The 14,548-nt window shown below is 64.8% G+C and carries 15 protein-coding genes; 8 read left to right on the forward strand and 7 right to left on the reverse strand.

Annotation, left to right across the window (positions count from 1 at the left end):
* The first annotated feature begins 95 nt into the window (after positions 1-95).
* The 4 genes from FMZ75_RS14825 to xth all read left to right on the forward strand — a co-directional run bounded on the left by FMZ75_RS14825 (position 96) and on the right by xth (position 4,677).
* A complete protein-coding gene (locus tag FMZ75_RS14825) occupies positions 96-1,193 on the forward strand; it encodes a helix-turn-helix transcriptional regulator (protein ID WP_166143861.1) in 1,098 nt (365 codons plus the stop codon).
* Between the two features lie 38 nt (positions 1,194-1,231).
* Positions 1,232-2,599: a WYL domain-containing protein gene (locus FMZ75_RS14830; RefSeq protein WP_166143864.1), complete on the forward strand. Its 1,368-nt coding sequence runs from the start codon at positions 1,232-1,234 to the stop codon at positions 2,597-2,599.
* 143 nt (positions 2,600-2,742) lie between these two features.
* The gene (locus tag FMZ75_RS14835; RefSeq protein WP_108918524.1) at positions 2,743-3,831 is read left to right on the forward strand and encodes a YcjF family protein; all 1,089 of its coding nucleotides are present in this window, start codon (positions 2,743-2,745) and stop codon (positions 3,829-3,831) included.
* Between the two features lie 45 nt (positions 3,832-3,876).
* Entirely contained in the window at positions 3,877-4,677 is an 801-nt protein-coding gene (xth, locus tag FMZ75_RS14840) for an exodeoxyribonuclease III (protein WP_142864417.1), read from the forward strand.
* 4 nt (positions 4,678-4,681) lie between these two features.
* On the opposite strand, the gene FMZ75_RS14845 is transcribed toward xth, so the two are convergent.
* The gene (locus FMZ75_RS14845) at positions 4,682-5,179 is read right to left on the reverse strand and encodes a hypothetical protein (RefSeq protein WP_142864416.1); all 498 of its coding nucleotides are present in this window, start codon (positions 5,177-5,179) and stop codon (positions 4,682-4,684) included.
* Positions 5,180-5,544: 365 nt separating this feature from the next.
* Between FMZ75_RS14845 and FMZ75_RS14850 the strand changes: the two genes are divergently transcribed.
* The gene (locus FMZ75_RS14850; RefSeq protein ID WP_246659992.1) at positions 5,545-6,156 is read left to right on the forward strand and encodes a hypothetical protein; all 612 of its coding nucleotides are present in this window, start codon (positions 5,545-5,547) and stop codon (positions 6,154-6,156) included.
* A 192-nt stretch (positions 6,157-6,348) separates the two neighbouring features.
* Positions 6,349-6,948, forward strand: coding sequence for a superoxide dismutase (locus FMZ75_RS14855; protein ID WP_142864414.1), 600 nt, complete (start codon positions 6,349-6,351; stop codon positions 6,946-6,948).
* Between the two features lie 71 nt (positions 6,949-7,019).
* On the opposite strand, the gene FMZ75_RS14860 is transcribed toward FMZ75_RS14855, so the two are convergent.
* Together FMZ75_RS14860 and FMZ75_RS14865 are read right to left on the reverse strand one after the other, a co-directional pair.
* On the reverse strand, positions 7,020-7,187 hold the full coding sequence (locus FMZ75_RS14860; protein WP_166143866.1) for a hypothetical protein: 168 nt from the start codon (positions 7,185-7,187) through the stop codon (positions 7,020-7,022).
* Positions 7,188-8,390, reverse strand: a complete 1,203-nt coding sequence (locus tag FMZ75_RS14865) for a pyridoxal phosphate-dependent aminotransferase (RefSeq protein ID WP_142864413.1) — start codon at positions 8,388-8,390, stop codon at positions 7,188-7,190. It lies immediately after the preceding gene.
* A gap of 182 nt (positions 8,391-8,572) precedes the next feature.
* Between FMZ75_RS14865 and FMZ75_RS14870 the strand changes: the two genes are divergently transcribed.
* Together FMZ75_RS14870 and FMZ75_RS14875 are read left to right on the forward strand one after the other, a co-directional pair.
* Positions 8,573-9,829 carry a glycosyltransferase family 87 protein gene (locus tag FMZ75_RS14870; protein WP_166143869.1) on the forward strand — a complete coding sequence of 419 codons (1,257 nt, stop codon included), beginning with the start codon at positions 8,573-8,575 and terminating at the stop codon, positions 9,827-9,829.
* Between the two features lie 156 nt (positions 9,830-9,985).
* Positions 9,986-10,231 carry a hypothetical protein gene (locus FMZ75_RS14875; protein ID WP_108918532.1) on the forward strand — a complete coding sequence of 82 codons (246 nt, stop codon included), beginning with the start codon at positions 9,986-9,988 and terminating at the stop codon, positions 10,229-10,231.
* A gap of 62 nt (positions 10,232-10,293) precedes the next feature.
* Here FMZ75_RS14875 and FMZ75_RS14880 read toward each other — a convergent pair whose 3' ends face one another.
* From FMZ75_RS14880 to FMZ75_RS14895, 4 genes are all read right to left on the reverse strand, one after another.
* Positions 10,294-10,902, reverse strand: a complete 609-nt coding sequence (locus FMZ75_RS14880) for a copper chaperone PCu(A)C (protein WP_108918533.1) — start codon at positions 10,900-10,902, stop codon at positions 10,294-10,296.
* A 130-nt stretch (positions 10,903-11,032) separates the two neighbouring features.
* Positions 11,033-12,976, reverse strand: coding sequence for a c-type cytochrome (locus tag FMZ75_RS14885; RefSeq protein ID WP_166143871.1), 1,944 nt, complete (start codon positions 12,974-12,976; stop codon positions 11,033-11,035).
* An 88-nt stretch (positions 12,977-13,064) separates the two neighbouring features.
* Positions 13,065-13,430: a copper resistance CopC family protein gene (locus FMZ75_RS14890; protein ID WP_108918535.1), complete on the reverse strand. Its 366-nt coding sequence runs from the start codon at positions 13,428-13,430 to the stop codon at positions 13,065-13,067.
* 61 nt (positions 13,431-13,491) lie between these two features.
* Positions 13,492-14,106: a hypothetical protein gene (locus tag FMZ75_RS14895; protein ID WP_108918536.1), complete on the reverse strand. Its 615-nt coding sequence runs from the start codon at positions 14,104-14,106 to the stop codon at positions 13,492-13,494.
* Positions 14,107-14,548: the final 442 nt, after the last annotated feature.

A 14,548-nucleotide genomic window follows, 5' to 3' on the forward strand; every position in this document is an offset into this window, starting at 1 on the left:
AGCCCCGACCGAGATCGGCTCGGAAGCTGGTCCAACAGTTTACCAAGAGTGTAGTTTCTCGCCTCGAAACGTTATATTCGCTGTCGAGTTCCGCCATGACCGCTTCCGACCGCCTCATCGCAGACATCTATCGCGCCGCCACCGATCCCGATCTGTGGCCGCAGGTGATGCATGATCTCGCCGCCTCGGCCGACGCCGCGGGCGGCGTCATCCTCACGCGACGCAGCGACGCCTGGGCCGGCTGGCGCTTTTCCGCCGGAATGGTCGGGGTCGACGAATATCTCCGATCGCCGGAGGTCGCGCGCAGCGAGGCGCCCGCGCGGCTGCTCGCGGCGAATCGGGCCGGCTTCGTCGACGCCGCCGAAGTCTTCACGGCGGAGGAATGGCTCGCCGATCCGGTGATGACGCATTGGGGAGCTCCCAATGGCCTGCACCATGCCGCGGCGATGGCCATGCCCATGCCGACCGACGATTTCGTGGTGGTCCATCTGGCGCGCCACGCCGGCCGGCCGCGCTTCGAGCCGGACGCCATCGCGCGCCTCGACTCCTTTCGCCCGCATCTCGCCCGCGCTGGACTTCTGGCGGCGCGTTGGCGGCTAGAACGGCTGCGCGCCGCCACCGAAGCGTTGTCGCTGATCGGACTTCCCGCCGTGATCCTCGATTTGCGCGGCCGGGCGCTGGTCGCCAACGCTCTCATCGAGAAGCTGACGCGCCATGTCAAATGGCTGCCCGGCGATCGCGTCGCGCTCGCCGACGCCTCCGCCGACGCCCTGCTGCGGCGGGCGCTCGCCGATATTTCCGCTCCCGCCGCCGTGACGGCGCGCTCTTTTCCCGCCCGTGGCCGCGCCGAGGTCACGGTCCTCGTCCATCTCGTTCCGATGATCGCCGATGCGCGCGATTTCTTCGACGGCGGCTACGGCCTGATGGTGGTCACGCCGGTCACGAGGAGCGGCGCGCCCGATACGGCGCTGATCCGCGGTCTCTTCGATCTCACCGCCGCCGAAGCGAATGTCGCCGGCGCGATCGCCGAGGGCCTGTCGCCGGAGCAGATCGCCGAACGGCACGGCACGACCTCGGCGACCGTTCGCTCGCATCTCAAAAGCGTGTTCGCCAAGACCGGCGTCGCTCGCCAGTCTCAGCTCGCCGCCCTGCTCGCGCGCCAGATCGAGCTGCCCTTTCCGCCGGTCGAATAGCGCGATCCGCGCCGCGCATTCGTGCTAATTTCGCGCTCATGTCTCGCGCTGGCCGCCTCTTCGAAATCCTGCAACTGCTGCGCGGCCGCCGACATCCCGTCGCCGGCGCAGAACTCGCGCGCGAGGCGGGCGTCTCCTTGCGCACGCTCTATCGCGACATCGCCGCGCTGCAGGCCATGGGCGCGGAGATCGATGGCGAGCCGGGCGTCGGCTATGTTCTGCGTCCCGGCTTTTTGATGCCGCCGCTGATGTTCTCCGAAGAAGAGATCGAGGCGCTGGCGCTCGGCGCCGCATGGGTCGCGCGTCGCACCGACGACGGGCTATCGCGCGCCGCGAATTGCGCCATGGCGAAAATATCCGCGGTTCTACCGCAAGGGTTGCGGATGCGATCGCAGGACGAGGCGCTCATCATCGGCCCGCCTTGGCGCAAGGCCCAATCCGCGGAGCTGAAGCTGCTGCGCGGCGCGCTGCGCGAGGAGCGCAAGCTCGCCATCTCCTACAACGACGGAAAAGGCGCGCGCACCCAGCGCGTCGTCTGGCCCGTGGCGCTCGGCTTTTTCGAATCCGTCCGCGTGCTCGTCGCTTGGTGCGAGCTCAGAGGCGATTTCCGCCATTTCCGCGCCGACCGGATCGAGGCGGCGACCCTGCTGGACGAACGCCCGCCACGCCGGCGTCATGCGCTGCAAAAGGAGTGGCGCCGCTCCATACTGACAGAATCTGACAGGGCCTCGGCTTATGCACGTTCCATATCGGGACGAACCAAAGGAGACCTCATGTCCGATGCGCTCACTTTCTACACAAATCCGCAATCGCGCGGCATGATCGTCCATTGGCTGCTCGAGGAGATCGGCGCGCCCTATGAGATCGAGATCGAGGATTATGGGACGTCGATCAAATCGCCGGAATTTCTCGCGATCAATCCGATGGGCAAGGTGCCGGCGATCCGCCACGGCGACAAAGTGGTGACCGAAGCGGCGGCCATCTGCGCCTATCTCGCCGACGCTTTTCCGCGGGCGGGCCTCGCGCCGCCGCCGGCCGAGCGCGGCGCCTATTATCGCTGGCTGTTCTTCGCCGCCGGCTGCGTGGAGCCGGCGATGACCAACCATTCCGTCGGCTGGGACCCCGCCGCCGACATGCAGCGCCGTTTCGGCTACGGCTCCTACGCCGCCGTGGTGGACACGCTGGCGGCGGCCTTGGCCGGCCGGCGCTATATAGCGGGCGACGCCTTCAGCGCGGCCGACGTCTATGTGGGCTCGATGATCGGCTTCGGGATGCGCTTCGGCGTATTGGAGAAGAGACCGGAGTTCGAAGCCTATTGGGGCGGCCTCGAGAATCGCCCGGCGCGGCTGCGGGCGGTCGAGCAAAATGAAAAGCTCGCCGCACGGCAGGCCTGGGCTCCCGCCTGAGCCGTCCCGCGGGGGCTGGGGGAGCGCGCCCCGCCCCCGCTGATTTCTGTCGAGAGCTCGGCGCGCGCGGCAATTTTCCCGAGCAGGGCGCTCGCCCATGCGCTAGAAAGCTGCGGGGCGAAAGCGCTATCGAAGCGACAGAGATGACGGAACCAGAACGCAGACCGCGCCCGCGCGCCTTTCGCCTCGACGGCGAGCAGATCGTTCCGCCCAAGAGCGCGCGGCCCGCGAGCGCGCGGCCCCAGGAGGCGGAGCGCGCACAGCCGAGCATGGTCGAGGCGCAGATCGACGTCTTCGCGCTGGAGGCCGAGACGCCGCGCGATTTCGTCGAGGAGGAGAAGGCGATCGAGGCCGCGCAGAAGCGCGGAGTCCTGCGCAGCATGCTGGTCTCCTGGGGCGGCTTGTTCGTCTCGGCCTTGGCCGGCCTGCTGTCGCTGGCCGGCGGCATGTGGCTCACCAATCTCGTCGAGGACCTCTTCGCCCATTCGGCGCTGCTCGGAACGGTCGGGCTCGCCCTCGCCGGCGCGGCGCTGGTCGCGGCGCTGGCGATGCTCGCCAAGGAAATCGTCGCCATCGCGCGGCAGAACCGAGTCGCCCGGCTGCATATCGCCCTCGCCGAGGCGCGCCGGCGCGACGACATCAAAGCCGCGCGCGAACATGTGAAAGAGCTGTGCAAGCTCTATGAGGACCGCCCCGAGACCGGCCGCGCGCGCGCGCTGGTGCTGGAATTCTCGCAGCAGATCATCGACGGGCGCGATCTCGTCGATCTCGCCGAGCGCCATATCGCGCATCCGCTGGACGCGCAGGCGCGCCGCGAGATCGCCGACGCCTCCAAGCGCGTCTCCATCGTCACCACGGTCAGCCCGCGCGCGCTGCTCGACGTGCTGTTCGTCGCCGCGCAGGCGATCAGGCTGATGCGCCGCATCGCCGAAATCTATGGCGGACGGCCGGGAATGCTGGGCTTTTTCAAGCTCGCGCGCTCGGTCGGCGCGCATCTCGCCATCACCGGCGGGCTCGCCATCGGCGATTCGATCCTGCAGCAGGTGGTCGGCCACGGCATCGCCGCCAAGCTCTCCGCCAAGCTCGGCGAGGGCGTGCTCAACGGCCTGCTGACGGCGCGCGTCGGCCTCTCGGCCATGGCGGTCTGCCGTCCCATGCCCTTCAGCGCCGAAAAGCCGCCCGGCGTCGCCGACGTGGCGCCTTTCTTGTTCGGCGACCGTAGCGGCGGCTGATTGAACGGCGGCGCGGATTTTCCCTCTCGAGAAAACGACAAGCGGATGAAGATCACCACCTGGAACATCAATTCCGTGCGCCTGCGAATGCCGATCGTCGCGCAATTCTTGAAGGAGCACGCGCCGGACGCGATCTGCCTGCAGGAAACCAAGTGCCGCAACGCCGAATTCCCCTATTCGGATTTTCGCGCGCTCGGCTATGAGCATTTCGCCATCAATGGCCAGAAGGGCTATCACGGCGTCGCCATCGTCTCGAAACAGCCGATGGAACTGCTGGAGACGCGCGATTTCTGCGAGAAAGGCGACGCGCGCCATGTGTCCGTCGGCTTCGCCCATGGCGGGACGCCGCTCACCATTCATAATTTCTACGTGCCGGCCGGCGGCGACGAGCCCGATCGCGAGATCAATCCGAAATTCGCGCATAAGCTCGATTTTCTCGACGAGATGGCCGAATGGATTCAGCGTGATCGCGTGACCGACGGCCGCGTGATCCTCGTCGGCGATCTCAATATCGCGCCGCTGGAGCAGGACGTCTGGAGCCACAAGGCGCTGCTCCAAGTGGTGAGCCATACGCCGATCGAGGTCGAGAAGCTCGGCCGCGTCATCGACGCAGGACGCTGGATCGACACCATGCGTCGCTTCGTGCCCAAGGAGGAGAAGCTCTATACGTGGTGGAGCTATCGCGCCTCGGATTGGGAGAAATCCGACCGCGGCCGCCGGCTCGATCACATTTGGGCGAGCGAGGCGCTCTCCGAAACGCTCGAGCAGATGCATGTGCTGCGCGAAGCGCGCAATTGGACGCGCCCCTCGGACCATGTGCCGGTGACAATTTCTCTCGCGATCTGAGACGTCACGCGCCGACCTGCGCCCTCAGTTCCGAAAGCGAAGCGAAGCGCCGCACGCGGCCCTCGTCGCGAATCTCGACCGAGCCGTCCGAAAACATCACATAGAGCGCGCCGCCATTCTCGTAGCGGTCGACCTCGACCGGCTCTTCCGCGACGAAACGTTTCGGCGCATAGGCCTCGAATCCCGGCGGCGACGCCACGGCCGGGGTCGCCGTGGCCGGCGGCGAGACGGGAGCAGGCGGTTCCGCGGCGGCGGCCGGGACCGCGACGCGCGGAGCGAGCGTCGCCAGCGCATGATCGAGCCGCGACAGAGCGGCGGCGATCGCCAGCGTCACCACGCCTCCAGAAACCGCCACGGCGCCCGAGATGAACAGGCTCCAGCCGCGCTCGATCTGGATTTTGTCCCAGCCTTCGAACATCGCCGCCACGCCCCAGAGCGCGAGCGTCAGGCCGAGCCCCGCCACGCCCCAACGCGACAGACGAAAGAACCAGACGCCTCGCATGTTCCGCCTCTTTGCTCTCGCATGACGCAATCGCGTCGTCCCGTTCTGTTAGCACGCCGGCCCGCGCGTCGCTCGGACGGTTTTCATCTGCCATTCGGCGCGAGAATTCCGGCGTGATTATGGAGGGGCTTCGCGCGCCCTGCGACCGGCGCCGGCAGATAATATTCAAGCCCCTCGAAAACAACAAATATGCGTCGTAACGCCACATGGATTTCGTGGTCGCAGAACCAAACATCAAAAGAGGAGACAGAAGTCTCCATAACGAAGATCGGCGACGATCCGCCTCATTCAGGGGAGTCGAAACCATGGATACGCGCTCTATGAGGCGTAGCTTATTTGTACTTGTCTTGGCTGCAGCCTCGGCCATGACCGGTTCTGCTTTGGCGCATGGCGGCGTAAAGCTCGAGCAGGACGAATGCGTGGCGACGGTCGGCCCGGTGAAAGTGCATTTCATCGGCTATCAACGCAAAGGCGAGCCCGAAGAATTCTGCGACGATATCGTCAGAACCGGCCCGACGGTGATCGCGCTGACCGCCGTGGAGTCTGGACGACTCCCCGATTCCTACATGGCGCAGAATCAGGCGTCCAATGCGGCGCCCCCGGCTCCGGCCGTGGATGTGCGCGACATCGCCATCGGCGTGCGCATCGTCAAGGATGTCGGCGAGGCTGGCGACAGCGCCGCGGCGACCGAGTTCTACGCGCCGCCGAAAATCCATCGCAACGCCACCATGACCTTCGAGCATGACTTCAAGGAGGCGGGAAATTATGTGGCCATCATCACCGTCGCCGATCGCGACGGCCATGAGTGGAGTTCGCGCTTTCCCTTCCGCGTCGGCGTGCTCAGCCTGTGGAACATGATCGAATATGTCCTCTATGGAATCGGATTTCTGGCGCTCTCCGCCGGCCTCTGGCTGATCGCCTGGCGACGCCCGCCGACCGAGCCCGGCGCAGACGGCGCCCTTCACCACGCCGAGTGAGAAACCGCCCCTTCGAGCCCGCCCGATCCCCATCGGGCGGGTTTTTTCGCGCCCGGAATGCGCTTGTCGTCCGAGCTTTGCACGAAAATTGTTAGACTGCGGCCGTGCGAGATTGCTTGGAGCCCTGCCGGGTTCTAGGTAGAGGCGAGCGGAGAATGCTGCGCTCGCGAACCCAAGTCAGGAGCAAGGATTATGAGCTTCACCCTTCCCGACCTTCCCTACGCCTATGATGCGCTGCAGCCCTATTTGTCGAAGGAATCCTTCGAATATCATCACGACAAGCATCATGCGACCTATGTCGCCAACGCCAATAATCTGATCAAAGGCACCGAGTTCGAGGGCAAGCCGATCGAGGAGATCATTGTCGCCTCCTATGGCAAAAACGTGCCGATCTTCAACAATGTGGCGCAGATCTACAACCACTCCGAATATTGGAAGTGGCTGAAGCCCAATGGCGGCGGCGCGATTCCCGCCAAGGTGGAGAAGGCGATCGTCGAGTCCTTCGGCTCGGTCGACAAGTTCAAGGAAGAGTTCCAGACCCAGGGTCTCGGCCAGTTCGGCTCGGGCTGGGTGTGGCTCGAGATCAAGGACGGCAAGCTCGCCGTGCGCAAGACCCCGAACGCCGAGAACCCGCTGGTGTTCGGCGCCAAGCCGCTGCTGGTCGCCGATGTGTGGGAGCACGCCTATTACATCGACTACCGCAACCGCCGCGCCGACTTCCTCAAGGCTTTCCTCGAGCATCTCGTGAACTGGGAATATGTGGAGGAGCTCTACGAGGCCGCGACGAAGTAAGCCGATTTCATACGGCGGCGGCGCGATGCGTCGCCGCCGTCAAATTTGCTTCTGTCTTTCAGGCGAGAAATTCAGTGCGCGCGCGGCAAATGCCGAAGCGCCGCGAGGATGATGCCGGTCGCGATGATCGTCAGGCCGCCCATCCTCACCGTCATGCGCAATTCGAACGCGCGAAGGTCGGAAAGCAGGACCGACAGGTCACGCTTTACGGCCTGCGCCCGATTTGTCGCCTCGGCCATTTACGTCAAGCTCGCGCAGAACCTCTGTATCTTCGAGCACGCGTCCTCGAGCGTCGCATTGGACGCAGCATAGGAGACGCGGAAATTCGGTCCCGTGCCGAAGGCCGAACCCTGCACCACGGCGACGCCTTCCGCCTCCAGGAGAGCGGTGACGAAATCCACGTCGCTCGCGATCACTCTGCCCTCCGGCGTTTTGCGGCCGATCGCCTCCTTGCAGGAGGGGAAGACATAGAAGGCGCCCTCGGGCGAGGGGCATTGCAGATATTTCGCCTGGCCGAGCATGGAGACGACGAGATCGCGCCGCTCCTGAAACGCTTTGCGGAACACGGCGAGATGATCCTGCGGGCCTTCCAGCGCCGCGACCGCCGCCCATTGCGCGATGGAGCAGGCGCCCGAGGTCTGCTGGCCCTGCAGCATGTCCATGGCCTTGATGAGCGGCGCCGGGCCGGCGGCGAAGCCGATGCGCCAGCCGGTCATCGCATAGGCTTTGGAAACGCCGTTCATCGTCAGCGTGCGCTCGAAGAGGCCCGGCTCGACCTGCGCGATGGTGGCGAATTTGAAATCGCCATAGACGAGATGCTCATAGATGTCGTCGGTGAGAATATGCACCTGCGGATGGCGCAGCAGCACCTCGGCGACCTGTTTCAGCTCGTCATGCGTATAGGCGGCGCCGGACGGGTTGGAGGGCGAGTTCAGCACCAGCCATTTGGTGCGCGGCGTGATGGCGCGCTCGAGGTCCGCCGCCTGCAGCTTGAAGCCATGCTCCATCGTCGTGTCGACGAAGACAGTGGTTCCGCCGCAAATGGCGACCATCTCGGGATAGCTGACCCAATAGGGCGCCGGGACGATCACCTCGTCGCCGGGATTGATCGTCGCCAGAAAGGCGTTGAAAAGAATGTGCTTGCCGCCGGTGGCGACGATCACGTCCGAGGCCTTGTAGTCGAGGCCGTTCTCGCGCTTGAACTTCTTGGCCACGGCCTCGCGCAGCGGCGGAATGCCGAGCACCGGCGGATAGCGCGTCTCGCCGCGGCGGATCGCCTCGACGGCGGCGTCGCAAATATGCGTCGGCGTGTCGAAGTCCGGCTCGCCCACCGAGAGCGAGATGACCTCCCTGCCCTGCGCTTTGAGGTCACGCGCCTTCTGCGTCACGGCGATCGTGGCGGAAGGTTTCACGCGTGACAAAGCGTCGGCGATAAAGGCCATTTGGGGAACTCCTCTGGGCATGTGTGCGCTGCACAATCGCAGTCTCGAAGATAGACGCCGCAGCGGCGCCCGGCAATCGAAAATCCGCCTCCGCCCCCGCGTCGAAACGAAGCGATTAACCTCTCGCGCCTAAGCTCGCTCCGACGCCGAACCGGCGGGAAGGCACTGGAAGGGCGCGGAACATGTGGGAGAAGCTGCGCAGCGGCGACTGGCTCGACGAAGAGCGCCTGCGCGTCTATCCCGCCATGCTGCTGCTGCTCGCAATCGGCTGTATCGCGGCCGTGCTGATGACGGCCAATGGCCGCTTCGACGTCAATGGCCATCCGCTCGGCACGGATTTCAGCCAGGTCTGGGTGGCGGGCCTCGAGACTTTGCGCGACCATCCGGAAGCGCCTTTCGACCTCGAGCGCCATATCGCCGCGCAGCGCGCGGAATTCGGCGCCGATAGCGACGTCTTCGGCTGGCATTATCCGCCTTATTTTCTCGCGCCGGCGGCGGCGCTCGCGCATCTCCCCTATCTCGAGGCGCTGGCCCTCTGGCAAATGGCGACGCTCGCGCTCTATCTCGTCGCCCTGATCGCGCTCATGCGCTGCGCCGCCACGAGCGTCGAGGGCTGGCGCGTCGAGGGCTGGCGCGTCGCGCTGCTGGCGCTCGCCTTTCCGGCGGTGCTAGTCAATCTCGGCCATGGGCAGAACGGCTTTTTGACCGCCGCTCTGCTCGGCTTCGGCTTTCTCGCTCTGGAGCGCCGTCCGGCGCTCGCCGGCCTCGCCTTCGCGCTGCTCGCCTATAAGCCGCAGTTCGCGCTCGCTCTGCCGGTGGCGCTCATGGTCGGCGGCCATTGGCGGGCGCTCGCCTTCGCCGCCGCCGCGCTCGCCGTCATTACGCTCGCCAGCCTCTCCCTCTTCGGAGCCGAGAGCTGGGTCGCCTTCGCGCAGAATCTCGACGTCACGCGCGATCTCGTCGTCGAGCGCGGCGCTGCAGGCTTTCCGAAAATCCAGAGCGTCTTCGCTGCGGCCCGCCTGCTCGGCGCCGACATCTCGACCGCCTATGCCGCGCAGACGCTGGTCACGGCCACGACGCTCGCCGCGCTCGTCTGGCTGTGGCGCAGCAGGGCCGATGATCGCGCCAAAGCCGCCGGAGCGATCGTCGCGACATTCCTCTCGACGCCCTATTGTCTCGATTACGATATGACGGCGCTCGCGCCCGCCTTCGCTCTGCTCGCGTCTCTCGGACTCGAGCGGGGCTTCGGCCCTTATATGAAGAGCGCGCTCGCCGCGGCCTTTGTCATTCCTCTCGTGGCGCGTCCGATAGCGACAGCGCTGTCGCTCCCTCTCGGGGCGATCACTCTGGCGACATTGTTCGCGCTAATTGTCTCAAATGCGCGCGACGCATGTTTTCGCCATGCGGGCGCCGCTGCGCCGCTACGATCGACGCTTTGACGACCACAAAAAATTCACCTCGCCAAAAAAATTGCCGCCCACTGCTCCCGACGTGAAACTTTTCGGCGCGCGCCGCCGTTTATTCTTCGCCGAGCGATCGTGGGAGCGGTCGCGACGCGTCGGACGTTCGGGGGAGCGTCCCGGAGAGGGTGCGTCATGTCGTTGGTGGACAAGTTCGAAGACCGTATGGAGCCGGCTTTTACGCGCAGCTTCGATCCGGAGTCGGCGCGGCGTCAGTTCAGGGTTTCTCTTTTCCTGGTCGCCGCTATGGCGCTCGCAGCCTTTGTCCTGGGCTTCGCCCTGCCGCTCAACGCCCCGCGCAGTTCGCCGCCGACGCCCGCCGTCTCCTCCGACGCGAGCGATTTTTCCGGCCGTCTGCTCAGCTTGGATTCGACCGACTGAGGTAGTGAGAAGCGCGGCCCGGCCGAGGCCGAACCGCGCATCGAATCACGATGGCCGGACGATCATTTCATGTCCTTGGACGTGTGATCGCCGTGGTCGTGATGATCGTGGTGATGCCCTTGCTCTTTGGCGTCGCCGGCCGGCGAGGTCACGCCGCCTTCCGGATGGGCCTTTTCCCAGCGCTGCATCGCCTCGGCGTCATGCGCATGTTTGGCGTCGGGCGCGTCGACGGCCGCGTCCACCGTCACTTCGCCCGCCTTCTCGAAAACGAGAACGAGCTCCATTCCCCAGCCGACGGGGTTGATCTTCTTGACCTCGGCCAGCACGACATGCGGGCCTTCGGGCGAGAGTGTCGTGGTCTTATCGGCCGCGATGGCGATGCCGCCTTGCGCGATCGTATGCTTGGCGTCGGAGTGCAAAGTGACCTTACCGACATTCGGCGATTTCACCGCGATGAGCTTGTCGGCGCCGCCCTTATTGTGGATGAAGGCGTAGAAATAAGCCGTGGTCTCGCCGTCCTTGGGCGCGCGCACCCAGGGATGCTCGATCGTCAGCTTGCCGAGCTCATATTCGTGAGCCTGCGCCGAGCGCATCGGAGTCGAGACGCCCAACGCCGCGCCGCCCAATAGAGCGCCGCCCGCCGCCAATAGATCACGCCGCTTGATCATCATGTGCGTTCTCCCTTACACGCCGACGAAGCCGTCGGACTTTGCATTCGTCGCTTGATTGTCTGCGGGGCCTTCGGCCCCGTCCGCCGCATCGCGACCATACGACGAATTGCGCGCCATTTCGTCTCGCCGCTCAATGCTGATGCGGCGAGACATAGACGATCGGCTCTTTCGCGGTCAGCGCGATCTGCGCTTTCAGCAAGGCGAGATTGCCGTCGTCGGTCCCAAAATGGCGGAAGCGGGCTCGAACATAGCCGGAGCGATCGATCAGGAAATGACCTTCCGGAATCTCATTGACGACCGGCTCGTCGAGATAATGGTTGATGAGAGAATAGGTGAGCTCCGTGGCGTCGGGATGACTGGGCGTCAGCGCGCTCGGATCGGCCGGGCATTCACCGAAATAATCGGTGACATGATGCGCGCCCATCGCCTTCACCGTCTCGGCGGCGGCGTTCAGGCTCACGACGCGATCTGCAAAACCCGCCTCTTCCGGCTTGCAGCGCGCAAAGGAGACCAGCGTCGGCACGCCGCGCAGCTTTTCGACATCGTCGATCTCGCCCTTGGGATCGTCCAGTGCGAAATTGGGCGCGACGAGCCATTGGATCACGCCCTTGGGGCTCAAGAATCGCGACTGGTTCGAGTTCGACAGAACCGTGAGAAAATTGATGAGGTCCCAGCGCTCGTCCTCTGTGACCGTATCGGCGAAGGCCGGCATGACGCCGCTCTGCCCGCCATAGGTCAGCCAATGGAAAATATCGCCGAGCGTATGCGTCGCCACATGCGGCGCGGTGAGATCGGCGGGCGCCACAGGCAGACCCTTGGCCATGGGCCCATTGCCCTCGCCGGTGACGCCGTGACAGGCGATGCAATTGGCCTGGAACGTCTCATAGCCGCGCTTCACCGAGGCGGCCGTGTAAGCGATGGGCGGATCGGTATAGGTCTCGGGATAGGCTTGCACCGACAGCGAGACCGTGCCGCAGACCGCCGCCGCCAGCGCCAGCGCCGATGTCGAATATTTTCGCCAATCGCGCAGCCGCGGCAAAGGCGCGAAACCCATGGCGGCGGCAAGCGCAGGCGCGAACCAGGCCAGGCCGGCGACGACCGCCAAGGCCGCGCCGGCGACGCCCCATTGCCAGGTGGGGTCGATCCAGGGCGTGACCTTGAGGCCCCAAGTGCCGGCCCAAGTGACGCGGAATGGCAGCGGCCAATAGACATTGGTCTCATGCGCCGCCGGCGTGATGGTGGCGATCCAGCCGGCGATGAACAAAAGGCCGAGCGCGCATGCCCCCTCGAAGCCGCCGATCTTGCCGTACCAGGCGAAATCGAAGCTCTTTTTGGAGCCGGCGAGCGTCAGATAGCGCGCCAGCGAAAGGGCGAGCAGCAAGGCCGCGCAGAGCAGCGCCAATTTGACGGTGAGCAGCCGCCCATAGGGCGTCGCCAGCATGAAGCCGAAGCTTCCGACCGTCTCCCAGGCCAGGACAAGGCCGCTGATCAGCACGATGACCATGGCCGCCTTGGCGACGAGCGACCAGCGCTCGGCGAGGCGCCACGCCTCCTCCGGCGGCTTGCCGCGGCCGGTGATCATCCAATAGACGAGGCCGAGCAGGCCGCCGATCCAAGTGAGGCCCGCCAGAGTATGGAAAGGGAAGCTCAGCTGCGTATAGATCGGCAGGCTGTCGTCCACCGCATGGCCGGTGACGGAGACGACCGCGAGCACCGCGAGCCCGAGCCCGAGAGTCGCGCGATCGAGCCAGAGATTTTTCACCCGCAGCCGCAGCAATGCCGCCGCGGCGAAAATGGCGGCGAGGATCTGCGTCGCCACCCAGGCCTTGCCGATCACCGTGCCGGTGATGAATTGAAGCAGCGAGGCCGAGTCGAGCGGCCGGCCGGCCGGAATGATGTTGCGCGCCGAGGCCAGGATGAGGCCGAAGCCGAACAACAGGCGCAGGATCGCCGCCGCCGCCACCGGCTTTTTGAAACGCGCGCCATCCTCCTCTATGAGGCGAGGCAGCAGCAATAGTCCGACGGCGAGAGCGGACAGAACGCTCTCCACGAAGCGAAGCGTCGCCAATTCCATGAGTTTCGACTTCCGTTACGCTCACGAACGCGGCGCGGCGCCCCGCCGATCGGCGCCGCCCGCTTTCATTTTTGTTCGAGAGCCAGAGTTAGCGAGCGTCGACCGTGAATTCGTATTTCCCCTCGACGATGTGGCCATCCGAGGAGAGAACGCGATATTTCACGGTATATTTGCCGGCCGAAAGATCGGGCGCGTCGAGGGTCAGCTCGCGCGGCTTCTCGGGCGCGCCCTTCGCGCCTTCGACGACCGTCTTGCCATTGGCATCGATGATCGAGATCGTCGAATAATTGGGCTCCACCCCGCCGCCGAAGCGCAGCTTCACGATCTTGGGGGAAGCGGCGACATGATCCTTGGCCGACGGAGATGCGTCGACCAGAAAGGAATGGGCGAACGCCGCGCCGGCGCTCACGCATAGAAACGCCGCCACGAGACCGGCTCCGAGCTTCACCTTCATCGTCGCTCCTCCATATTATCGGCTTATTCACATCATGATCTGGTCAGTCGACTGCATCCGTTCAAGACGACTTCATCGCGTCGACGGGATTCGCGCTTTTCGGCGTCGATTTGCTGTGGCGCCAATAGACGCCCACCATGAGCGCGATCAGCACGGCGCCGAGCGCCTGCGGCACGAAGGACCACAGCGTCTGACCGACCATGAATTTGAACTGCTGGGTCTCTTTCTCGCCATTCGCTCGGGTGAGCGTCACATAGCCGATGAAATGACCCTTATCGGTGAATTTGTGCTCGAAGTTGAAGGTGCCGGTCTTATAGAGCTTCGCCGGCAGATGAATGATGGTGAGCGGATCGAGATCCGTATCTGCAGAGATCGGCGTCAGCGGATCGCGAATGATGCGCAGTTCGAGCGGCAGGTCGCGAAAATCCGGATTGGCGATATCGAAAGTAAAGATGACGCGGCCGACGAAGGGAATGTGCTCGCAATATTGCTCACGCGCGCCTTCGGCCTCATAGGCCGTGATGTGGATCATGTCATAGCCGAACATGACCATGCACATATTGTCCATGACCATCGCTTCCGGGCCGTCGCCCCCGGCGCGAGCCGGAGTCGCGGAGAAGGATGCGAAGAGCAACGCGAGCGCCAACAGACACGAATTCACGGAACGAACGATCATCGCTTTCCTTCCTCCCGACCACGCGCGCCTCGAGGGTCGCCGCGTCGCCTTTTTTTTGATTCGAGCATCGAGAGGCGAAAATCCTCGCCCTCGCTTGTCCCGATTTTCTTAGTGCAAAAAGGAATCGATTTGAAATCGCTATTTCGTCGACCTGTCGCGGCGTCGCTCGCGCCTGCGAGCCCTCGGCCGGTGCGAGACTCTATGCATAAATTCTATGCGCCTTCGGGCGCAGACGCGACAATTTCTCCTGCGTCCAAACGCCGCATATATCGCACTGCGATATAACTGCCGCCTTCACGCCCGCGACTCGCGCTGCGACGCCCCGACACTTCGGAGCGCAAAGAAAAACCGGCCGGGCGCGAGGCCCGGCCGGCGTTGTCATCAGGCTATTCGAGGTTCGATCAGGGCATGTCGCCGGCGACGAACTTCGGAATGACCGGGC

This window comes from Methylosinus sp. RM1, assembly GCF_011378635.1.
GTDB classification, from domain to species: Bacteria; Pseudomonadota; Alphaproteobacteria; order Rhizobiales; family Beijerinckiaceae; genus Methylosinus; species Methylosinus sporium.